Source organism: Enterococcus devriesei, assembly GCF_001885905.1.
Lineage (GTDB): Bacteria > Bacillota > Bacilli > Lactobacillales > Enterococcaceae > Enterococcus_A > Enterococcus_A devriesei.
Window position 1 is genome coordinate 18,375 of the sequence record NZ_JXKM01000002.1, and the last position, 22,475, is coordinate 40,849.

Genomic DNA, 22,475 nt, shown 5'->3' on the forward strand with positions numbered 1-22,475 from the left:
CTAAAAGAAAGAAAAAAGATTGGATGTGTGAGCCATGGGACAGATACCGCCTTCGAAGTATGCGCTGAAGGATATTGTACAATTTAGAGTCGCAAACGATATTTTAACTGGTGTCATTGAGCTTGCTGATTTTCCACGATCTTCCCGAATAAACTACCGTTCCTATGATATTTTCGTTGAAGAACGTGGATGTTCCTTTAAACATGTCCCAGAGTCTGATGTTTTGAAAAAATTTTAGTCGAGATAGTGTAAAAGACCTGTCGAGTAAAGCTGTCATGCTGCTCGTCAGGTCTTTTGCTAGTATTCACGAAAAAAATTTGTGATAATGAAGTTAACTTAAAAAGGCGGTGTTATGGGTGAAGGATGCTACTTATTGGGCAGAAAAGCTGCGGGGAAAGGAAGTCAGCTTTACTGAATTACTAGGAGTTTTTACAGAACAGGCGCGTTTAAAAAATTCTGTTTTAAATGCGTTTGTCTCTACAATGGAACAAGATGCGCTGCAAGAATATCAAAATCAGGCAAACATTCTCGAACGGCCCTTCGCCGGTTTGCCGATTCCATTAAAAATGTTAGGACAAGAAAAAAAAGGCTGGTTAAATACCTCGGGATCAAAATTATTGAGAGAACATCGATCAAGCCAGACGAGTTACTTTACTAAGCGATTAATAAAGAACGGGCTGATTCCTTTTGCCCAAACCAATGTTCCAGAGTTTGGCTTTAAAAATATTACAGATGCGGAGATTTATGGTCTGGTAAAAAATCCATGGAAGTTGGATCACTACTCAGGAGGGTCCAGTGGCGGCGCGGCAAGTGCTGTAGCGGAGGGAATCGTTCCGTTGGCGGCGGCTAGTGACGGCGGCGGCTCGATACGGATTCCCGCTTCTTTTTGCGGCTTGATCGGTTTAAAGCCTTCACGAGGAACGATGCCGGTGGGGCCTTCTGGTTGGCGAGGTTGGCAGGGAGCGGCGATCGATTTCGCTTTGACTGTCTCCATGCGAGATACTGAACGGCTTTTTTACGGAATGCGTGGGGTTGCCAGTGCAGCGCCTTATCAGGCTTCCAAAATAGAATGGCAACAAGACGCCGCAGCTCAAAAGAAAGAATTGAGAATCGCGGTTATCATCGATTCTCCCATAGACTCAGAGGTTTCTTCCGAAGCGGTGAAGGCCGTTGAAGCGGCTAGAGATTTTTTGGTTAAGCAAAATCATCAAGTAGAGATGATTTCTTATCCAGTAAATGGGCGTCAGTTAATCAATAGCTATTATTTAATGAATGGCGGAGAAACAGCGGCGATGTTTGTGGGAATCGAAAAAAACTTGGCTCGCCCCCTTGAGATAAATGACATGGAACTGATGACTTGGGGAATCTATCAATATGGTCGCAAAATTTCGGCAGCCCATTACATCCAAACGTTGAATGAATGGGATCAAGCAGCTTATCAAATGGAAGAATTGTTTACCCGTTATGATTTATTACTGACACCAACCACTGCCTCGACTGCGCCGAAACTGACAGAAGATCTGCAAAGTCCAGAAATACGAGATGGATTGACAGTATCATCTAGTTTATCCGAAAATGAATTGGCAAAATTGATTGAGAGAATGTTTGAAAAAAGTTTGCGAATCACTCCTTATACGCAGCTCGCTAATTTGACAGGTCAACCAGCGATCAGTTTACCTACCGTTATGACGGAAAACGGTTTGCCTTTAGGAATCCAATTTACCGCCGCTCGTGGAAGAGAAGATTTATTATTTCAAATCGGAAAACTATTCGAAGACCAATATGGTTTTTGCTTACCTACCCACTATCAAAAAAACTAAAGATCAATGTTACTTTCATACCGCCAAAATTAGTTAACTATTTTTGGCGGTTCTTTGTTACACTAATACAGTAAGCGTTATCAAAAAGGAGGCGGGATTTTTGGTTTTTTTATTACTAGCTAAGAAAGTAATCATTGGTGACGGAAAAACAATGCTTGAAGAGGGTGGCGTCGTTTTTCAGGCGGATCAAATTTTAGCGGTAGGAAGGGCAGAAGAGCTGCGGCAGCAGTATCCTGAAGCTGAGGTAATCGATTATAAAAATGCGACGATCTTACCTGGCTTGATGGATGCCCATATTCACTTAGGTTACTATTGGACGCAGCCGGATTTACATCGATACAATGATTTTATGATCGCTTATTATGCTCAGCAGCAAGCGGCGACTTGTTTAAGAAAAGGGGTAACAACGATTCGTGATTGCTGTGGTCCGCAATTTCTTTTGGAGACATTACGTTTAGCGGCGGAAAAAGGCTTTGTCAAAGCGCCGAGAATCTTGCATACGGATCGAGGAATCTGCATTACCGGCGGACACGGACATGAAGATGGAATCGAAGAGGTGGACGGAGTTGAAAATATTCGCCATACGATTCGTCGTCAAAAGAAAGACGGCGCAGATTGGATCAAGTTGCTGACAACTAATCGTGATGATATTTGCGAGTTTTCTCAAGCAGAATTAGACGCTGGTGTAGCGGAAGCGCATCGTCTAGGGATGAAATGCGTCGTTCACGCGGGAACTCAACCGGGTGTCCAGATGTGTATTGATGCCGGTTTTGATACGATTGAACATGGTAATTTTTTAACCCTTGAACAAGGTCAACAAATGGCCGCCAATCAGCAAGCTTGGACGCCAACGATGTTCGCCTATCATTTTTTAGCAGATTACAATCAAAAAGTTCAAGAGGTCGGCGTGGATCATTCCAATCAATCCACCGAAACCTATTCCCATCATTTAGATTTTTTTGAAAGCTCGGTCGTCGCCTATGAGCAAAATTTTAAAGCAATCTATGATGAAGGCGTAAAAATTTTAGCTGGTACAGATATGGTGATGTTAGAGGCGCCAAGTGTGCCAATCGTTGAGGAGCTGGAATTAATGGTGCGTTATGGACTGACACCGGTTGAAGCGATTCAAACAGCCACTCAAAACCCAGCAGAGGTCTTTGATTTAGCTGATGTAACTGGCCAATTGAAGCCAGGGTTACAGGCTGATATTTTAGTTGTTGAGGGGGATGTTTCAAAAGACATCCAGCAATTACGGAATGTACGCCAAGTTTATCTAGGCGGCAAAGCAATCTAAAAAGAGAACCAGCCCGAATTTTTCACGGGTTGGTTCTCTTTTTAGACAAGTTTTTGAGCTTTTTCAGTATTGGCAAAATGGAGTTTCGCATATTTTTTTAATAGAGGTATTCCACCTTGACGCAATAGTTTCGCCGCTAATTCATCAGAAGGCTTACCAGCACCAGAGGGAACCTTAGCTCCTAGAGTGTGGGAGGCGGCATCTAGTTCCTCCAAGAAACTTGCTCGACTAATAATTGAGGCTGCGGCCACGGCAAGATGATACTGCTCGCCTTTAGTGACGAAATAAATTTTTTCTTTTACAGGCTGTGCCTCTTGTTTTACATATTTTTGATAGTTGGTTTCAGGGGTGAATTGGTCGATTAAAATCGCATCGGGCTTTGCCGGTGTAATTTGTTCTAATAATAACCGGATCGCTTGATTGTGTAAGGCCACTTTCATGCGAACCGCGTTGTATTTTGGCTGAATCTCGTTATATTTTTCTGGCTGAAGCACTAATAATTTATAGGGGATCAATTCTTTGATCGTTTCTGCCATGCTGCGAATCTGGTCATCCGTCAGCATCTTGGAATCTTTGACACCTAATTTTTTTAATGCTGCTAAATGCTCCTTATCCGCGTAAGCGGCACAAACACAGAGGGGCCCAAAATAGCTGCCGTTACCAACTTCGTCACTGCCTAAAACAGCCAATGAAGCAAAATTAGCCGGCAGACTCCCACTGGTCTTAGCTGCTGCTGTGGCTGGTTTTCCCCAGCGAGCCGCCTCGGTTTCAGCGTTGTTTCCTTGAAACAAAACTTTACCAGACGTGTAGGCGGTGATACTTACGCCATTTTTTTTGGCTGAGAACTCACTGTAGGGAACATTTTTGTGTAACAAATAGTCTGTGTAATAGTTTTTTAATTTTTGGATTTCTGATTTTGTTAATTTTAGGACAGTTGAGCTCATAAATTTTCTCTTTTCTTTAATTTAATTAGTAATTGATTGATGAAAGTTGTACATACGAATGGTTTTAGCATATAATATACTAGTATTTTTGTCATCATGCGATTTAAGTAAAATAAGTTTTTAGGAAGGTTGATCACTATGGCGCAAAACCGCTATAAGGCAGTCGTTGCCGGTCAGACTTATACTATCATTGGGCGAGAATCCAAGCAACATATGGATATGGTTACCGCGTTGGTCAATGAGCAGTTAAATGAGATTATGTCTTTATCTCCTGAGATCACACAAGAAAATGCTACGATGTTGTTAGCAATCAATGCGGTTTCGGATCAGTTAAAGAAGCAAGAAGAATTGATTAAAATGGAAAAGCAGCAGTTCACTTTAGATGGACAAGCGGCTCATAATCTTGAGCTGGAAAATCGCATCAAGAAAATCGAAGCGATCGAAGCTGAAGCTAAAGAAATCATGCGGAAAAATGGACAAGGCGATGTGCCAATCCGCAATCACGTAGAGGCACAACAAATTGTCAACGAAAACCGCAAGCGTGAGATCCAAAAAAGAGCGGCAAATAAATAAGTGAGGGATACTATGTTAACATTGGTAATTTTATTTGCAATCTTACTTTCTTTTTACTCAGGTTATCGGCGAGGGCTGGCGTATCAGTTAGTATTTGTTGTCGGCTACGCACTATCATTTGTCGTTGCCATGATGTTCTATCAGAGATTGGGATCGCATTTAGATTTATTCGTTCCTTATCCGTCAGTAACGAGCAATTCCAAAATGGTTTACTATTCCATCGAGCAGGCCTTTAATCTAGACAAAGCCTTTTACGCTGGGATTGCTTTTATCTTGATTTTAGTTATTGGCTGGTTATTGACCCATTTAATCGCGATCTTTTTTAAAGATTTGTTATTTCGGGTGATGATCCCGCAATATGATGGACTCATTGCTGGGATTTTGCAAGTGTTCATTGTGTACCTCGCGATTTTCTTACTATTGAAAGTCGTCAGCTTTGTACCAATGGCTTTGGTCCAAGATCTATTGGAAAAAAGTGGTTTGGCCCGTTTTATTATCGAACATTCGCTATTCTTGAGTCCGATGTTTGAAAATCTGTGGGTCACGAAAATTATTGGATAACTATTGCATAAAGTAAAGACCGAGACGCTGCTTGACAGGTTTCGGTTTATTTAATGAAAGAGCCGATTAGTGGAAAATCAAGGCGCTCAATTTCCGGCTTCACGAACGAATTGCGTAAAAGCGAAGGAAGTTCGCGAAGCCTTTCTAATTAGATATAGAAGGTGAAAAAATGAATGAACGCATTCTAAAAACATTAGAGTTCGAACAAGTAAAAAATAAGATCCAACAGTCTTTAACCACGGAACAAGGGGAAGAAGAAATTCGTCAGCTACAGCCTTCTAGTGATGAAGCTACCGTTCAGGCTTGGCTGGATGAAACCGAAGACGGCATGAAGGTCCAACGTTTACGAGGCGGGCTGCCGATTCCTAAATTGAACAATATCAAACCTCACATGAAGCGGATCGAGATTGGTGCTAACTTGAATGGGTTGGAATTAGCAGAAGTATCTCGGGTACTTTCAACGACTAGCGAGTTGGTTCGTTTTATTGAAGACTTAAAAGATAGCGAGCTAGAATTTTTGCGGCTTTATTTTTGGGAAGATCAGCTTACGACCTTACCTGAGCTAAGTGGAAAACTCCGTCGCTCAGTAGAAGAAGACGGACGTGTTAGGGATGAAGCATCCTCGGAATTACGGACGATCCGTGCCCAAATTCGGCGCAGTGAGCAGACGATTCGTGAACAGCTGGATGGATTGATTCGCGGAAAAAATGCGAAGTATTTGAGTGATAGTCTGATCACGATGCGAAATGATCGTTATGTCATTCCGGTAAAACAAGAATATCGCGGTATTTTTGGCGGCGTGGTTCACGACCAAAGTGCTTCTGGGCAGACATTATTTATGGAACCAAAACAAATCGTTGAATTAAACAATCGTTTACGTCAGCAGCAAATTGCGGAACGAACGGAAATCGAACGGATCTTAGCGGAGCTGTCAGCTGAATTAGTGGCCCCTCGAAAGGATATTTTACACAACGCCTATGTTTTGGGTCGCTTTGATTTAATGAATGCGAAAGCGCGGTTTGCCAAAGACTTAAAAGCAGTCGTACCAGCTATTAATCAAGCAAATCACGTCTATTTCAAACAAGCTCGTCATCCGCTATTGGATCAAGACAAAGCAGTGGCCAACGACATCATGATTGGTGAAGACTTCCAAGCGGTGGTAATTACCGGACCGAATACCGGTGGGAAAACGATCTCCTTAAAAACATTAGGACTCTTGCAACTAATGGGTCAAGCGGGGATGCCCTTACCAGTCGCTGAAGAAAGTGTGATGGGAATCTTTGATGAGGTTTTTGCGGATATCGGTGACGAACAGTCCATCGAGCAAAGCCTATCAACTTTTTCTTCCCACATGACGAACATCGTATCGATTTTAGATAAGATCGATGAACACAGTTTGGTTCTATTTGATGAGCTGGGAGCGGGAACTGACCCGCAAGAAGGTGCGGCTTTGGCGATCGCGATTTTGGATGCGGTCGGCGCGAAATCTGCCTACGTCATGGCGACGACCCATTACCCAGAACTAAAAATTTACGGCTACAACCGTTCGAATACGATCAATGCCAGTATGGAATTTGATGTCGATACGTTAAGCCCAACTTACCGATTGTTGATTGGCGTGCCTGGTCGTAGTAATGCTTTCGAGATTTCTCGTCGACTAGGTTTAGATGCGACGGTGATTGAGAGTGCAAAACAGATCATTGACGAGGAAAGCCAAGATTTGAACGAGATGATCTCTGATTTAGAAAACCAACGAAAAGCAACGGAAACCGAATACTTGGAGATTCGTCATTATGTCGATGAATCTGAAAAGTTGTATCGTGACTTGAAAAATGCTTATTCTTATTTCTTTGATGAACGCGAAAAAGAAATGGATAAGGCTCGTAAAGAAGCGAATAAAATTGTTAACGAAGCGCAAGAAAACGCGGAGAAAATCATCAAAGAAATCCGTCAAATGCAGCTGTCTGGACAAGGTAATGTGAAAGAACATCAGTTGATCGATGCTAAGAGCCAATTAGCCAATCTACAACAAGACGAGCACCTGACTAAAAATAAAGTGCTGAAAAAAGCGAAGGCAAAAAAACAATTTAAGCCAAACGATGAAGTCATCGTAGAAACTTATGGTCAACGAGGAACATTGATCAAAAAAGTGGGCGACGATCAGTGGCAAGTACAATTAGGTATCTTGAAGATGACTATTGCAGAAGCGGATATGACGTTAACAACTCCGATCGAAGAACCTAAACAACGAGTCGTTACCGGCGTTCAAAGAGGTGCGAGTGCTCGCGTGAAGCCTGAGCTAGATTTACGTGGCAAACGTTATGAAGAAGCGATGGCGGAAGTCGATCAATATATTGATGCGGCGTTACTTGCAAATTTTGCTCAAGTTCGGATCATTCACGGCAAAGGAACCGGTGCGCTACGAAAGGGAATCACTGATTATCTGAAAAATAATCGAAACGTCCAAAGCTTTGAATTTGCTCCCGCAAATCAAGGCGGCAACGGTGCAACGGTGGTAACGTTTAAATAGTTTACAAGTGTAAGCAGAAGAGTAGCGTAGAAAAAGCCAGCGTGCTATACTACTTTTAGTAAGAAAAAGGATACACAATTAGTATCCGAAGCTAATATAGGAGGAATTCAAATGTCACAAGTAGTTACTGATAAAACGTTTAGCGAAGAAACAGATAGCGGACTTGTCTTAATCGACTTTTGGGCAACCTGGTGTGGTCCTTGTCGCATGCAAGCACCGATCTTAGATCAATTATCCGAAGAATATGACGAAGATGAATTCAGAATCGTAAAAATGGATGTGGATGAAAATCCTGAAACGCCAGCATCATTTGGCATTATGAGCATCCCAACCCTTGTTTTGAAAAAAGATGGACAAGTCGTTGATAAAGTGATTGGTGTTCATACAAAGGATCAACTACAAGAGTTAATCAAGACTCATATGTAATTTAAGGATAAGGTTGTGGCAGAAGTTACTTTCGTCACACAATCTATTCGTGAATAGGGAGATATGACAGATTTTGTCGTATCTCTCTTTTTACGATTAAAATTTATTTCTACAAAAGAAGACCTGAAAGAATGACATCAGAAAGAGTGGTAGTATACTAACTATAGGCAGTTCAAAAGTCTTTTTGATGAGAAGGGAAACAACGCATGAACGAAAGAATCAAGAATAAATTAGCGATCCTGCCAGATCAACCGGGCTGCTATTTAATGAAAGATAAAAATGGAACGATTATTTATGTAGGGAAAGCCAAAATTTTAAAAAACCGTGTCCGTTCGTATTTCACCGGCAGTCATAATACCAAGACGGAGCGGTTAGTTAGCGAGATTGAAGATTTTGAATACATAGTGACCGAATCCAATATTGAAGCATTGCTGCTTGAGATCAATTTGATCAAGAAAAATGATCCTAAGTACAATATCATGCTGAAGGACGACAAGACCTATCCATTTTTAAAAATCACCAACGAAAAATATCCACGTTTGATGATTACTCGGAAAGTGTTGAAGGACAAGGCTCATTATTTTGGCCCGTATCCTGACGTCAACGCGGCGAATGAAACCAAAAAATTGTTGGATCGGCTGTTTCCATTGCGGAAATGCAAGCCGTCACAAAAAACACCGTGCCTGTACTATCATTTAGGTCAATGTCTCTGTCCCTATGCTTTCCATGTAGATCCACAAATTTATAAAGACATGGTGGAAGAAATTAAAAACTTTCTTAATGGCGGACACACCGAGATTCAAGACCAGTTGATCGAAAAAATGAATCAAGCGGCAGTCGATATGGAATTTGAAAAGGCGGCGGAATATCGTGATCAAATCAGAGCGATTGAGACCGTCATGACCAAACAAAAGATGACGAATACGGATCTAGTCGATCGGGATATTTTTGGCTACGCGACAGACAAAGGCTGGATGTGTGTGCAAGTTTTCTTCGTTCGTCAAGGAAAATTGATTGAACGAGATGTTTCAATGTTCCCCTTTTATAATGAAGCAGAGGAAGATTTCTTAACTTATATCGGACAATTCTATCAAGAAAATGAGCATTTTATTCCAAAAGAAGTCTTGATCCCGGATAGTATCGACAAGCCAAGTGTCGAAGTGATGCTGGATACGAAAGTATTGCAACCACAACGGGGAGAAAAGAAAAAATTGGTGAAATTGGCCGGTAAAAATGCGCAGGTCGCCTTGAATGAAAAATTTGATTTAATCGGCCGCAGTGAAGCCCGGACGATCGGAGCCGTGGAAAAATTAGGCGATGCGATGAATATTCCGGCTCCAATACGGATCGAAGCTTTTGATAACTCCAATATCATGGGAACCGATCCCGTTTCGGCGATGGTGGTTTTTATCGATGGAAAACCAGCCAAGAAGGAATATCGGAAATACAAAATCAAAACTGTCAAAGGCCCCGATGACTATGCCTCTATGCGAGAAGTCATTTATCGCCGCTATTCTCGTGTTTTAAAGGAGGGCTTACCGTTCCCAGATCTGATTGTGATCGATGGAGGGAAAGGCCAAGTAGAAGTTGCCAAAGACGTGCTAGCTAATCAACTAGGGATCGATATTCCAATCGCAGGTTTGGCGAAAGACGATAAGCACAAAACCAGTGAATTATTGTACGGACCAGAATTAACGGTCGTCCCATTAGAACGCAACTCGCAAGAATTTTTCTTGCTGCAGCGTATCCAAGATGAAGTCCATCGCTTTGCCATCACTTTCCATCGGCAATTGCGAAGTAAAAATAGTTTTGCTTCGAAACTGGATAATATTGATGGATTAGGACCGAAACGTAAAAAAATGCTGCTAAAGGAATTTAAATCATTAAAAAATATTCAAGCAGCCTCTATCGAAGAATTACAAAAAGTCGGATTGCCGAAAGCAGTCGCTGAGAAGACTCACCAACAACTACAGAAAAAATAATGTATAGCACCCTTTACATGAAAAGTAAAGGGTGCTATACTTTTTAAAATAAAAGTAAAGGACACTGTACATGAAGGGGTGATCGTTTGCAGAATCGTATTCAAAAGTTACGTAAAGAGCGCAAGCTGACCCAAAGTGATTTGGCTGACCAATTGGAAGTGACACGTCAAACGATTATTTCTTTGGAAAATGGTCGTTACAATGCTTCGTTGATTTTAGCCTATAAGATTGCTCGTTTTTTTGATTTGACGATTGAAGATATTTTTATTTTTGAAGAGGAGGAGGAAGAATGATGGAAAATTTATCCAAGGCTGACCGCGAATATCGTGAGAAATTGCGTAAGTTTAATATAGGCTATTTTATAGCGATCCTTTTCATGATTGTTTGTATGGTAATTCTTCTGATTGGGCCGCGAGTCTATCAGTTGGAGATCAGTGAATCCGCCGCGGGCTTTTTAATGGGCTTTTTTTCCTCTATCACAATTGTTTTTATTCTTTTCATCTTGCGGAATCGCCAGATTATGCAAGACCCAAAAAAATTGAGAACGCAGCGAATTGCTCGAACGGATGAACGGAACTTGCAAATCAACGGCAAAGCACTTCGTTTCACTAGCTTCGTAATGAGCTTCGTTTTAGTTATTCTGAGTATGATTGGCAGTTTTATTTCAAGGGAATTAATGTATACGGCAACTTGTTTATTATGGGTATTTCTAATCAGTTATCTGGTTGGCTATTTTTATTTCAAAAAGAAATTATAAGGAGTGAGAAAATGTTACAGGTTGAGCACTTGAGTAAAAGCTTCGGCACGTATAAGGCATTAGATAATATGGATTTTACGATTGAAGACGGCAAAATTTTAGGATTGATTGGACAAAACGGAGCCGGGAAAACAACGACCTTCCGTTTGATCTTAGATTTTCTATCGAAGGATTCTGGAAGTGTTTCTTGGAATGGACATCCACTATCTGGTAAAGACTACGACACGATTGGTTACTTGCCTGAAGAGCGCGGTTTGTATCCAAAAGTAACGATTGAAAATCAATTATTATTCTTTGCCTCGTTGCGGGGAAAGAGCAAACAGGAGATCGCGCCTAAAATTGATGAATGGATGGAAAAATTCCAAGTCAAAGGAAAGAAAACCGATAAAGTAAAATCCCTTTCTAAAGGGAATCAACAAAAGGTTCAATTGATCTCAACACTGATCCATGAGCCAAAGCTAGTTATTTTGGATGAACCATTTAGCGGATTAGACCCAGTCAATGCAGAACTATTAAAAAATGGCATCATCGAGTTGAAGGAAAAAGGCTCTTGTGTCATCTTCTCTAGTCACAACATGGACAATGTTGAAAAAATTTGTGACCACTTGATTATGTTGAATAACGGTAAAACTGTTTTGAATGGCAAGGTTCATGAAATCCGCGAATCCTTTGGTCGGAGTAAATTATATTTGGAATCACATTTGACGCAAGAACAACTAAACGCTTTTCCAGGTGTGCAGTCAGTGCTGTCAAAAGAGGATGGTAGCTTTGATATTACTTTAGATGATCCTAGCGCTGGCCAAGCGATCTTTACAGAAGCGACGAAGGATGGTTATATCCCAATGTTTAATCAGCAACCGCCAACCCTCGAAGAAATTTTTAAATGGAAAGCAGGTGCGTCAAATGAGTAAAATGGGCATTATCATTAAAGATGTTTACAAGAAAAACGTGAAATCCACGGCATTCGTTATTATGATTTTAGCGCCGTTTCTCGTTATGGGAATTTTCTATTTGTCTCAACATTTCTTCGGGGATGCCAATGATATCAGCAAGATCGGGATCGTGACTGACCAACCAGCGGTAGCGGAACAGTTGGCAAAGACGAAAAACAAAGATTATACGTTTAAAACAGTGGATGGCGATAAAAAAGCGCAACAGCAGCTAGAGGATAAAAAAATCGACGCCTATCTTGATTTAAAAATGGGTGAAGATCAAATATCCGGCAAACTTTATAGTAAGGCATCGCTAGGCACCTCAACGGAAACACAGTTGCAACAAATTTTAAGTTCGATGCAAGCAAGTATTCGCGCGAGTCAGTTGAATTTAACCACTGCCCAAGTGCAAAAGGTAATGGAACCGGCAAAATTTGATTCAACCAAGGTCTCTTTTGAGAATGGAAAAATGAAAAGTGACGATGGAGATTCCGGTATCCAATTTATTTTAAGCTTTTTAACGACGATCATAATGTTTATGTTCATCACGAGCTATTCATCGATTATCGCTCAAGAGATCGCTTCGGAAAAGGGTACACGGATCATGGAAGTTTTACTATCCAGCATGAAGGCCAAGAGTCATTACTATGGTAAGCTTTTAGGGGTTTTATTGGTGGCTTTGACGCAACTATTGATCTACGTGGTAGCGATTGTTGTCGCCTTCCGTCAATTTAAGGATCTACCGATATTGCAAGGTTTCATAAATAATGTATCTATCAAGAGTCTTTTAGGAGCGAACGTCGCCTTGATTATTGGCTTTATGTTGATCGGGATTTTCTTATATGCTGTTCTTTCGGCTTTATGTGGATCGTTAGTCAGTAAACCGGAGGATACCGCCAAGGCAGTACAGCCAGTGATGTATCTTTCAATGATCGGGTATATGCTGGGCTTAATCTTAGGCGCTTCTGATCCAACCAATATGATTATTAAAATTACGTCGTACATTCCATTCTTATCGTCTTACAGCATGCCGATCCGTTTAGCAACGGGGACAGCCGAAATGTCTAGTGCTTTCGTTTCTTTAGGGATCTTAATTGTCTTTACGATTTTCTTAACAGCTTTCTCTGCGCAATTATATAAATCCAATGTTTTGGTTTATAGTGAAGGCGGAGCGTGGACTGCGTTGAAGCAATCGATCTCTATTATGCAAAATGATCGCAAAGTCAAATAAACAAAGTAGTTGACCCAATGTCAAAAGACCCTCACAATAAAAAGATACGATAGCCTGTAGCACATAAATAAGGAGGAAAGCTGATGAAAAAAACGAAGCGATTATCAAATGGTAGTGAAATGCCGCGTTTAGGTTTAGGTGTTTGGCGTGTGGAGGAAAAGGACGCGACGAATTCTGTTCAATGGGCCATCGAAAGCGGCTATCATCTGATCGATACCGCTGCTGTTTATAAAAATGAAAAAGGTGTCGGCGAAGGTATCCGCGCAGCGGGGATCAAACGTGAAGAATTATTTGTCACTACAAAACTGTGGAATGCCGATCAAGGTTATGAATCCGCTCATAAGGCTTTTGATGAAAGCTTGGAACGCTTAGGTCTCGATTATGTTGATCTTTATTTGATTCATTGGCCGGTTGAAGGGAAATTTAATGACTCATGGCGGGCAATGGAAGAGATTTACGAGAGCGGCAGAGCAAAAGCTATCGGTGTTTCTAATTTCCATCAGCATCATATCGAAGAGCTGATGAAAACTGCCAAAATCAAGCCGATGGTGGATCAAATCGAGCTGCATCCAACTTTGACACAAGTAGCATTGCGGGAATATTTAATGCAAGCTGGGATCGCGGTTGAAGCGTGGTCACCTCTAGGACAAGGAAAAATCTTGCAAAATCCAACACTTGTCGCAATCGGTGAGAAACATCAAAAAACCGCTGCTCAAGTGATTATTCGCTGGCATTTGCAAAGTGATATCATCGTCATTCCAAAATCTGTTCATGAAGAACGGATTAAAGAGAACTTTGATGTGTTTGATTTTGAATTAAGCGACGCGGAAATGAAACAGATTGATGGGTTGAATATTAATGAACGCTTAGGGGCCGATCCGGATAATTTTGATTTTTAATTTATCATATGAAATATTTACGAGCATATGAGATGGTCAATGAACCATTTCGTATGCTTTTTTGCTCGTAAATGAAGTTATGTATTTCACATAATAAGGGTTGATAAATCCATAAAGGCTTTAAAATAGGTTATTAAGATTGTGAACTAAGTATTATTTTAATCAAATGAACGTTGGATTAAAAAATATGGTAAAATGACAAGAAAAGGGAGGGATACCATGGATGATTTTTTATCAAATCTTAATTCTTTAATTTGGGGAGCACCAATGATCCTATTGATTTTAGGAATCGGTGTTTTATTGACTGTCGGCTGTCGGATGATTCAGCTTCGTAAATTGCCACTCGCATTGAAGTACATGGTTAAAAATGAAGAAGGCGGCGCAGGGGATGTTACTAGTTTTCAAGCGCTGTGTACGGCGTTATCTGCAACAATCGGTACGGGAAATATCGTAGGTGTTGCTACTGCCATCGTAGCTGGGGGACCCGGCGCTTTGTTTTGGCTTGAATTAGCCGGGCTACTCGGAATGGCGACTAAGTACGCCGAAGGGTTATTGGCGGTGAAATATCGAACTTTTGATGATCACGGGAAAGCGTTAGGCGGTCCATTTTATTACATTGAAAATGGGTTAGGTCAAAAATGGAAATGGTTAGCTAAAATGTTTGCCTTTTTCGGAGCGATCGCCGGTGTGATTGGAATTGGAACGATTGCTCAAATCAACGGAATCACTTCAGCCGCGGAAACTTTTTTTGATCCTAACAAAGCGAATACGATCACTTTATTTGGCAATCAGTATTCATGGGCAGTAATTATTTCAGGAGCAGTGGTGACACTCCTAGTTGCAATTGTATTGATCGGAGGCGTGCAGCGAATCGCCCGCGTATCAGAAATTATTGTTCCATTGATGATCGTGATTTATGTCAGCTTATGCTTGTTCATGATTGTGGTGAATATTACAAAGTTGCCAGCGGTAATTGTTGAAATTGTTCAAAGTGCCTTTGGTTTACGGGCTGTTTCTGGTGGGGCAATGGGTGCCATGATGATCGCGATGCAAAAAGGAATCGCTCGTGGGATCTTCTCTAATGAATCTGGACTGGGAAGTGCGCCAATCGCAGCAGCAGCGGCGCAATCAAAAGAACCTGTACGTCAAGGTTTGGTATCAATGACCGGAACGTTCATTGATACATTAGTTGTTTGTAATATGACCGGAATGGCAATCATCTTGACTGGAGCATGGGAAACAGGGCTAGAAGGATCAGCGGTGACTATCTTTGCCTTTTCCGAAGCCTTGCCGATCTCGCAAACCATCGCTTCACTTTTATTGATGACTTGTTTAGCCTTTTTCGCCTTTACGACGATTTTAGGTTGGAATTATTATTCAGAACGTTGCTTAAGCTACTTAACAGGTGGGAATACTAAGTTCTCTACTGCTTTTCGCGGGCTATATATTTTCGCCGTCTTCATTGGACCCTATTTGACTGTGACAGCTGTTTGGACGATCGCAGATATTTTTAACGGCTTAATGGCCTTTCCAAATATTATCGCGTTGATTCTGCTAAGTCCGGTAGTATTTAAAGAAACAAAAGATTACTTTGAGCGACTAGCAAAGAATCCTGAAATGGATCTTGCCGGCAACTCATTCGGTGAAATCACTCCTGAAGATGATTAAAATAAGAGAGCGGGAACAATTTTTGTTCCCCGCTCTCTTTGTTTTTTTATAATGAAAGTATAAAGTTTTTACGTGAATAAATCGCTTTACAGCGAGCATATCTACGTCCGGCTTAACGAACTAGCCTTATTATTCTTTTAAAACTATTCGAATTCTTGGACAAAAAAATCAAAGAGACTTTGCTCTTTCGGATCATTTTGACGAGTTAATTCAGGATGCCACTGGACACCAAGAATTTTAGTGTTTCGTTCGCGACTCTCTACGGCTTCGACAATCCGGTCAGAAGACCATGCGATTGGGACGAGACTTTCGGCTAAATCTCTCAACGCTTGATGGTGGTAAGAATTTACTTGCGCACGTTCTCCAAATAAGGGAGCCAAGGTGGAATCGCCTTTAATCGTAATCGAATGTAGACCAAAGTCAGGAACCGTTGGAAACATATCGTGTTTGACTTCCCAATCAGGATATTCTGACAAGTCTTGATATAAAGTCCCACCTAACGTCACATTCAGTAGTTGTGTCCCACGGCAAACAGTCAGGATCGGTTTGTCTTGCTTGATTGCTTCTTTAATCAAAGCCATTTCAAAGCGATCTCGATCAACGCTTGTCGGACCAAGTTTTGGGTGCGGCTCTTCGTTATACAAGAAAGGAGTGACATCTTGACCACCAGCTAGTAATAGTTTATCGATTGTTTCGATATACTCACCGGCAAGCTCAGGATCACTGATAGGCAGCAAAACAGGAATGCCTCCGGCTTGGTGTACGCCATCAATGAAACCTTGAGGGCTGTAAGTAAATTGTTGATCAAAAAAATCTTGGTTATTTTGATAATGTTGATTCGCTGCGATACCGATGATTGGTTTTTTCAAAAAAAGACACTCCTTTATAAGTTAGGTTCGATATTTTTTAACAGAATAAAAAACATACTAATAATTAAGTATCACATCCCAAAAATGAAAGCAAGGGGAATGACCTCAAACTTATTTTTACTGATTTTCATTCATCCAACTGCTCAAAAGTATGATAAGTAAATAATCCATTCCAAATTTATGAAATCCTCAATAAACTGAAAGAAAACGGATAAGATGAAGGATCAAAACCGAAAACGAACCATTAGATTTCGATCGTTATCTTTCGTATCTGTCATTTTATTCATAAACTTACTTTTTTTTGCAAAATATTTTTGTTATACTGGTTAAAGTAAATTCCATAAAATACAACGGTTGGGCGTAAGCTTCAAGGATCGTGTTCTTCAAGGGGTGAGAAGAACGGCCTTCATAGCTTTGCGCCCTTTTTGTATAAAAAGGAGGGTTTGTGTGTTAGAAGCTTTAGAAAAAATCAAATCTGCTGAAGAGCAGAATGAACGAGTAAAAGAAAAATTATTAGCAGATTTAACTGACTATGAATCCGAAAAAAAAGCGTCTTTACAAAAGAAGCGCGAAACATTACGTTCAGAATTTTCCACCGCGCTTTCAGAGCGGGAACAGGTTTTGTCTCAAGAATTAGAGACTGAAGAACAAGAGCTTTCGCGAAATGCTGAGGACGCAATTACGTTAATGGAAGAAAACTATCATTCCAAGAAGCAACAAACGATTGATAAAATTATTGAAAGGGTGATCTCAGAATATGGCGGTCAGTAAAATGAGCAAGCTGACATTGATTGCCCAGGAAGGGTATAGCGAACAGATCTTATCTGCCATCCAAGGATTTCAAGGCGTTGAAATCCGTGATCTCTTTCAGCAAACAGTCAGCAACCAGTGGGTAGAGAATTATTTCAATGAGCTTGATCCACTGCCTAATCAAGATGCGCTTACGAAGCTGGATAATCAGCTTGAAGAGATCACACATGCGATTCAGTTTGTCGAACATCATGGCAGCAGCCGTGAAAAAGGACTGCATCTCAAACGGAAACGGCAAACGTTGCGAAAACTAGAGGAATCTTTTGATGAATCTGCACTATTTTCTGAGTTGGCGAGCATTCAAGACTTAGAACAGCGTTTTTCAGCAGCGAATGAGCGGCAGCGTAACTTGCATGAGCAAGAAGCGATTCTTTTAAAATGGCAGGCTTTAGATTTTTTGCCAAAAGAGTATGCCCTGCATTCAACGAAGTGTTTTTTAGGAACAGTAGACGCAAGTAATTGGGAATTGTTTGAACATGAGGTTAAGGAAAGACAGTTTCATTATGAAATTATTTACAGCGACGATCAGATCGTTAATTTCGTATTGCTATATTTACGTGGGGAACAAGCGGCGGTGCAAGAAGTCGTCCATCAGTTTAGCGTAGCCGCCTTTACCTATAATTATGCGCAGCTGCCTAAGCTTGAGTTAGCAAGGATCCAAACAGCGACTTTAGAGCTAGTTGAGGAGCAAAAAAAACTTACGCGCTTGATTGGACAGAAAAAAATCGTTATCGAAGCGTTGGAAACAGCTGAAGAAGTCTTATTGGCTCGAAAAAATCGCTGGCTAATCCATGATCGCTTTATCAAAGACGATAAGGTTTTTCTGATCCAGGGTTGGATCGAGAAAGACAGTTTCATTGATTTCGAGACATTCGTAGGAGAGTCGATTGGGAAAGAAAATCTTTACCTTGAGATTGAAGAGCCTACGGACATGGAAATTCAGGAAGAGATACCAACAAAATTAAAAAACCATGCGGTAGTCAGACCCTTTGAGATGCTGACAGAGATGTACAGTTTGCCAAAATATCATGAAGTTGACCCGACACCGTGGTTCATGCCTTTTTATTTTGTATTCTTCGGCATGATGGTAGCAGATGCCGGCTACGGCGCATTGATGTTAGTCGCGACGACTGTTGCATTGAGAACGATTTTGCCAAGAGGAATGGAACGCTTCATGCGCTTTTTCCAAATTCTAGCCATTCCTACTATTATATGGGGATTGATCTATAATTCCTTTTTCGGTTTTTCACTAGGTTATCCACCGATTCTTTCCACGAGTGACGATGTCATCAGTATTTTGATTTTGTCTATCGTTTTTGGTGTAATCCAAATATTTATCGGTTTGGGTCTGGCGGCGGCTGAAAATATCAAGGCTAAAAATTATTTAGGCGCGGTTTCAGACGGTTTTGCTTGGCAAGGGATTATGATCGGTGCAATTATCGGCGGGTTAGGAAAAATGTTGTTAAACAATCAATCACTCTTTATGATTGGCGTCGGGTTGGCTTGTTTAAGTGCTTTACTGATCGTTGTCACACCGATGTTGCAGTCAAAATCCAAAATCAAAGGATTGGCAAAGGGTGCTTATAATTTGTATGGCATTACTAGTTATATCGGCGATCTAGTGAGTTACACTCGTCTGATGGCGTTAGGAATCTCTGGCGGAAGTATCGCGGCGGCCTTTAATATGCTAGTGGGCTACATGCCGCCGATTGCACGTTTCAGTGTCGGTATCTTATTGATGTTCGCGTTACATGGTTTGAATATCTTTTTATCTTTACTGTCAGCCTATGTTCATGGAGCTCGGCTACAGTATGTAGAATTTTTTGGGAAATTCTACGAAGGCGGCGGACGTGCGTTCCGCCCGTTAAAAACGGAAGAAAAATATGTAAATATAGAACAAGAAAAATAATTGGAGGAATTTTAGACAATGATGGAGTATTTGATCAATAACAGTGGTGGTATTATTTTTGCGATTTTAGGTATGGCGACAGCGACGATCTTCTCAGGAATCGGTTCATCAAAAGGTGTAGGGATGACCGGGGAAGCGGCAGCGGCGTTAACCACGAGCCAACCAGAAAAATTTGGTCAGGCATTGATTTTACAGCTATTACCAGGGACTCAAGGGTTGTATGGCTTCGTTATCGCCTTCTTGATTTTTACGAATTTATCTAACGATTTAACAGTCGTTCAAGGGTTAGGCTATCTAGGCGCAGCATTACCGATCGCTTTCACTGGTTTATTCTCAGGGATCGCCCAAGGTAGAGTTGCAGCGGCTGGGATTCAAATCTTAGCAAAAAAACCAGAACATTCTACAAAAGGGATCATTTTTGCTGCCATGGTTGAAACCTATGCGATTTTAGGATTTGTTATCTCGTTCTTATTAGTCGGTCAAGTATAAGGATGCTACTTCTGCTTTTCACAGTATTCAAATCGAAAAGCGGCTTACGTGATTTTTAATGAGAAAGAATCAAGCTGATAGCAGAATGATACACGGCATGAAATCAACCTCATTTTTCAGATTTTTTGAAAAATGATTCATTAATATGAATAAGGATGCCAGTTCTGCTTTTTACAGAAACCCACTGAAGAAGCTGTAATTATCTTTAGCAGGATCAAAAAGAATGTGTTGGATAGCAGAATGGTATACGGCATGAAAATCAACCTCATTTTTCAGTATTTTTGAAAAATGATTCATTAATATGAATAAGGAGCTATTTGATGGAAGCAATCGAAAAGATAGTGGAACAACTGAATCAGCAAGCCGAGCAGGACCAACGTCAGTTAAAAGACAAAGAAACGGCTCGGATCGATCAAGAATTTCAGGCAGAATTAACTGAAATTGAGGCTGAACACACTATACGTCTGGAAAAAAGTATAAAAAATCTGGAAAATAATTATAAACAAGCCAAAAACCGCCAACAGGTGGCACAAAAGCAAATGATTTTAAATCAGAAACAAGCCATCTTGGAGCGGGTCTTCAGTGAGGCAGTTATTCAGATGGAATCCTGGTCGGAAAAAGAACAGCTTGCTTTTGCCCATGCAGCTTTGGAGAAACTATCGTTACAAGATGAACTGGTTTTTATTCCAGGTGAAAAGTCCCAGTCGATCTTTACGAAAAAATGGTTGGAAGAACAAAATGGCGTCCTTAGCTATCGTTTAGTGATGGGAGATACGCCTATTTCCAAACAGGCGGGCTTTATTTTAGACAAAGACGGCGTACAATATAATTTTCTCTATCAAAGTTTGGTGAGAGAAATTCAAGAGCGGGAAAGCTTCCAATTTGCTCAAACACTTTTTGAGTAAGCTGAAGTAATGGATTTTATTTTTCGCTTTTAGAAAAATGAATACAGTAATACGAATTAGGATGTCAGTTCCTCTTTTGCCAGTTCTACTTCTTGCTTGAACAAGATTAGTAGAATGGTATGAGTACGAAAAAAATTTCTAAAATACGAGCTAGCTCTTAACAAATTGACACAGTCTAGAGGAATGATATACGGCATGAGAATCAAACTCATTTTTCGTTTTTTTGAAAAATGAATACAGTAATACGAATTAGGAGGAATTGAATGAAACAATCTACGTATCATGAATTGAATCCGCTGGTTCGTTTGAAGGAATTAGAACTATTGCCCCCAGAATTGATGGCGCGCATGTTGAAGGCCGAGGATTTGGCTGAGGTGGAAACGCTGCTTAGAGGGACGATTTACGGGGATTATTTGCAGGACGATTTTTATGAGAGCTTTGAAGAGGCTTTAGGTCAAGCGAATGCGGATCTGCTAAGGGAATTAGTGAAACTGGTTCCTGATCCGGATGTTGTTTGGATATATACGATGCGATTTACTTTTCATAACCTCAAAGCTCTGATCAAAGCTGAATTATTAGATCAAGATTTTGATACGCTTTATATTTATGATGGTTTTTATTCGATCGAACAAATCAAGACGGCGATTCGTACGGGGCAAGCCAGCAGCTTGCCGGCGATTTTACTTGAGAGTATTCAAGAGGTGCGGGAGCACTTCGAGGAATCTAACAGCTTGCAAGGAATCGATATTATTTTGGACCGTAAATATTTGTATTGCCAACGAAAAGTCGCAGATAAGATTGGTGAACCAGAGCTGATTAAAGAAGTGATTGGCTTTATTGATTTTACGAACTTTTTAATGACCGCCCGCGGCATCAAGCAAAAACGCAGTCGTAACTTTATGTCAACGGTGTTATCTAGCCATGGTAGTGTCCCAAAAGAAGAATTGTTAACTTATGTGGAAGGTGATTTAGAGCAGTTGACTACCTATCTTAAGACGACTTCTTACGGAGAAATCATCGATCCAATCGTTGAAAATAATACGATTGATTTGAGTCAGCTAGAACGACTTTGCGATGATTATTTGACGAGCTATTATGAATCGGCGCAAACACAAGCCTTTGGACCATTGCCGGTCTTAGCGTTGTTAAACGCAAAATCGATTGAATCGAAAAATCTGCGTTTAATCATTACCGGTAAACGCGTAGGCTTAACCAATGAACAAATTAGAGAGAGGATGCGTGAGACTTATGGCTCATAAAATTGGCGCCATTGGCGATAAAGACTCGATCTTACCATTTAAACTCTTTGATTTTGATACCCGAACAACGAAAGATAAGCAGATGATTCGACGTCAAATCGACGAGATGGCTAAAAATGAGTATGGCATCATCTATATTACGGAAGAATTTGCACAGCTTGTACCAGATACGATTAAGCGCTATGAGGAGCAGATGATTCCTGCAATCGTACTGATCCCGAATCACGAAGGAACATTGGGAATCGGCAAAGCTATGATTCAAGGACAAGTCGAACGAGCAGTCGGACAGAATATTTTATAAAGGATTTCAGTTCCTCTTTTCGCAGTTAACAAGGTTCGTGAAACAAACTGGTTGAAACTAAATAAACGTGAAAACCATAGAGAAATGACATACGGATGAAAATAAACCTCATTTTTTCTGTATTTGGAAAAATGAATACTTTAATATGAAGAAGGATTTCAGTTCCTCTTTTCACAGTTAACAAGGTTCGTGAAACAAACTGGTTTGAACTAAATGAGTGTGAAAAAGCATAGAGGAATGACATACGGATGAAAATAGACCTCATTTTTCCAATATTTGGAAAAATGAATACTTTAATATGAAGAAGGAGCTAATG

The 22,475-nt window shown here is 40.6% G+C and carries 22 protein-coding genes and 1 other annotated feature; of the genes, 20 read left to right on the forward strand and 2 right to left on the reverse strand.

Annotated elements, in window-relative coordinates; all coding sequences use genetic code 11:
• Positions 1–34 precede the first annotated feature (34 nt).
• The 3 genes from RV00_RS02660 to RV00_RS02670 all read left to right on the forward strand — a co-directional run bounded on the left by RV00_RS02660 (position 35) and on the right by RV00_RS02670 (position 3,114).
• Positions 35–238: a hypothetical protein gene (locus RV00_RS02660; protein WP_071861065.1), complete on the forward strand. Its 204-nt coding sequence runs from the start codon at positions 35–37 to the stop codon at positions 236–238.
• 118 nt (positions 239–356) lie between these two features.
• Positions 357–1,820, forward strand: a complete 1,464-nt coding sequence (locus RV00_RS02665; RefSeq protein ID WP_071861066.1) for an amidase — start codon at positions 357–359, stop codon at positions 1,818–1,820.
• 151 nt (positions 1,821–1,971) lie between these two features.
• Positions 1,972–3,114: a metal-dependent hydrolase family protein gene (locus tag RV00_RS02670; RefSeq protein WP_071861442.1), complete on the forward strand. Its 1,143-nt coding sequence runs from the start codon at positions 1,972–1,974 to the stop codon at positions 3,112–3,114.
• Positions 3,115–3,155: 41 nt separating this feature from the next.
• On the opposite strand, the gene rnhC is transcribed toward RV00_RS02670, so the two are convergent.
• The gene (gene rnhC / locus RV00_RS02675; protein WP_071861067.1) at positions 3,156–4,058 is read right to left on the reverse strand and encodes a ribonuclease HIII; all 903 of its coding nucleotides are present in this window, start codon (positions 4,056–4,058) and stop codon (positions 3,156–3,158) included.
• A gap of 138 nt (positions 4,059–4,196) precedes the next feature.
• On the opposite strand from rnhC, the gene zapA reads away from it, so the two are divergent.
• The 11 genes from zapA to RV00_RS02730 all read left to right on the forward strand — a co-directional run bounded on the left by zapA (position 4,197) and on the right by RV00_RS02730 (position 15,617).
• Positions 4,197–4,631 (forward strand): cell division protein ZapA, encoded by a 435-nt coding sequence (gene zapA, locus RV00_RS02680; RefSeq protein WP_071861068.1) that lies wholly within the window; start codon positions 4,197–4,199, stop codon positions 4,629–4,631.
• A 12-nt stretch (positions 4,632–4,643) separates the two neighbouring features.
• Positions 4,644–5,192: a CvpA family protein gene (locus RV00_RS02685; RefSeq protein WP_071861069.1), complete on the forward strand. Its 549-nt coding sequence runs from the start codon at positions 4,644–4,646 to the stop codon at positions 5,190–5,192.
• A 169-nt stretch (positions 5,193–5,361) separates the two neighbouring features.
• The gene (locus RV00_RS02690; protein ID WP_071861070.1) at positions 5,362–7,722 is read left to right on the forward strand and encodes an endonuclease MutS2; all 2,361 of its coding nucleotides are present in this window, start codon (positions 5,362–5,364) and stop codon (positions 7,720–7,722) included.
• A gap of 111 nt (positions 7,723–7,833) precedes the next feature.
• Positions 7,834–8,148 (forward strand): thioredoxin, encoded by a 315-nt coding sequence (gene trxA, locus RV00_RS02695; RefSeq protein ID WP_071861071.1) that lies wholly within the window; start codon positions 7,834–7,836, stop codon positions 8,146–8,148.
• 206 nt (positions 8,149–8,354) lie between these two features.
• Positions 8,355–10,130, forward strand: coding sequence for an excinuclease ABC subunit UvrC (uvrC, locus tag RV00_RS02700; RefSeq protein WP_071861072.1), 1,776 nt, complete (start codon positions 8,355–8,357; stop codon positions 10,128–10,130).
• An 86-nt stretch (positions 10,131–10,216) separates the two neighbouring features.
• Positions 10,217–10,423, forward strand: a complete 207-nt coding sequence (locus RV00_RS02705; protein WP_071861073.1) for a helix-turn-helix transcriptional regulator — start codon at positions 10,217–10,219, stop codon at positions 10,421–10,423.
• On the forward strand, positions 10,423–10,887 hold the full coding sequence (locus RV00_RS02710; RefSeq protein ID WP_071861443.1) for a DUF2178 domain-containing protein: 465 nt from the start codon (positions 10,423–10,425) through the stop codon (positions 10,885–10,887). Before RV00_RS02705 ends, RV00_RS02710 begins: the two co-directional genes overlap by 1 nt.
• 11 nt (positions 10,888–10,898) lie before the next feature.
• The gene (locus RV00_RS02715; RefSeq protein ID WP_071861074.1) at positions 10,899–11,798 is read left to right on the forward strand and encodes an ABC transporter ATP-binding protein; all 900 of its coding nucleotides are present in this window, start codon (positions 10,899–10,901) and stop codon (positions 11,796–11,798) included.
• On the forward strand, positions 11,791–13,050 hold the full coding sequence (locus RV00_RS02720) for an ABC transporter permease (RefSeq protein WP_071861075.1): 1,260 nt from the start codon (positions 11,791–11,793) through the stop codon (positions 13,048–13,050). Before RV00_RS02715 ends, RV00_RS02720 begins: the two co-directional genes overlap by 8 nt.
• Positions 13,051–13,133: 83 nt before the next feature.
• Positions 13,134–13,949: an aldo/keto reductase gene (locus RV00_RS02725; RefSeq protein WP_071861076.1), complete on the forward strand. Its 816-nt coding sequence runs from the start codon at positions 13,134–13,136 to the stop codon at positions 13,947–13,949.
• Between the two features lie 219 nt (positions 13,950–14,168).
• Positions 14,169–15,617 (forward strand): alanine/glycine:cation symporter family protein, encoded by a 1,449-nt coding sequence (locus RV00_RS02730; RefSeq protein WP_071861077.1) that lies wholly within the window; start codon positions 14,169–14,171, stop codon positions 15,615–15,617.
• 143 nt (positions 15,618–15,760) lie between these two features.
• On the opposite strand, the gene RV00_RS02735 is transcribed toward RV00_RS02730, so the two are convergent.
• The gene (locus RV00_RS02735) at positions 15,761–16,486 is read right to left on the reverse strand and encodes a gamma-glutamyl-gamma-aminobutyrate hydrolase family protein (RefSeq protein ID WP_071861078.1); all 726 of its coding nucleotides are present in this window, start codon (positions 16,484–16,486) and stop codon (positions 15,761–15,763) included.
• Between the two features lie 352 nt (positions 16,487–16,838).
• Positions 16,839–16,886: a sequence feature (sodium ion sensor (DUF1646 type); this cis-regulatory element may regulate processes involved in with the transportation of sodium ions), on the forward strand.
• A 47-nt stretch (positions 16,887–16,933) separates the two neighbouring features.
• On the opposite strand from RV00_RS02735, the gene RV00_RS02740 reads away from it, so the two are divergent.
• The 6 genes from RV00_RS02740 (at position 16,934) to RV00_RS02765 (ending at position 22,159) form a co-directional block, all read left to right on the forward strand.
• Positions 16,934–17,257: a hypothetical protein gene (locus RV00_RS02740; protein ID WP_071861079.1), complete on the forward strand. Its 324-nt coding sequence runs from the start codon at positions 16,934–16,936 to the stop codon at positions 17,255–17,257.
• Positions 17,244–19,205, forward strand: coding sequence for a V-type ATP synthase subunit I (locus tag RV00_RS02745; RefSeq protein ID WP_071861080.1), 1,962 nt, complete (start codon positions 17,244–17,246; stop codon positions 19,203–19,205). Before RV00_RS02740 ends, RV00_RS02745 begins: the two co-directional genes overlap by 14 nt.
• Before the next feature lie 18 nt (positions 19,206–19,223).
• Positions 19,224–19,694, forward strand: a complete 471-nt coding sequence (locus RV00_RS02750) for a V-type ATP synthase subunit K (RefSeq protein ID WP_071861081.1) — start codon at positions 19,224–19,226, stop codon at positions 19,692–19,694.
• 320 nt (positions 19,695–20,014) lie between these two features.
• Positions 20,015–20,599 (forward strand): hypothetical protein, encoded by a 585-nt coding sequence (locus tag RV00_RS02755; RefSeq protein WP_071861082.1) that lies wholly within the window; start codon positions 20,015–20,017, stop codon positions 20,597–20,599.
• A gap of 263 nt (positions 20,600–20,862) precedes the next feature.
• Positions 20,863–21,858, forward strand: coding sequence for a V-type ATPase subunit (locus RV00_RS02760; protein ID WP_071861083.1), 996 nt, complete (start codon positions 20,863–20,865; stop codon positions 21,856–21,858).
• The gene (locus RV00_RS02765) at positions 21,848–22,159 is read left to right on the forward strand and encodes a V-type ATP synthase subunit F (RefSeq protein ID WP_071861084.1); all 312 of its coding nucleotides are present in this window, start codon (positions 21,848–21,850) and stop codon (positions 22,157–22,159) included. Before RV00_RS02760 ends, RV00_RS02765 begins: the two co-directional genes overlap by 11 nt.
• Positions 22,160–22,475 lie beyond the last annotated feature (316 nt).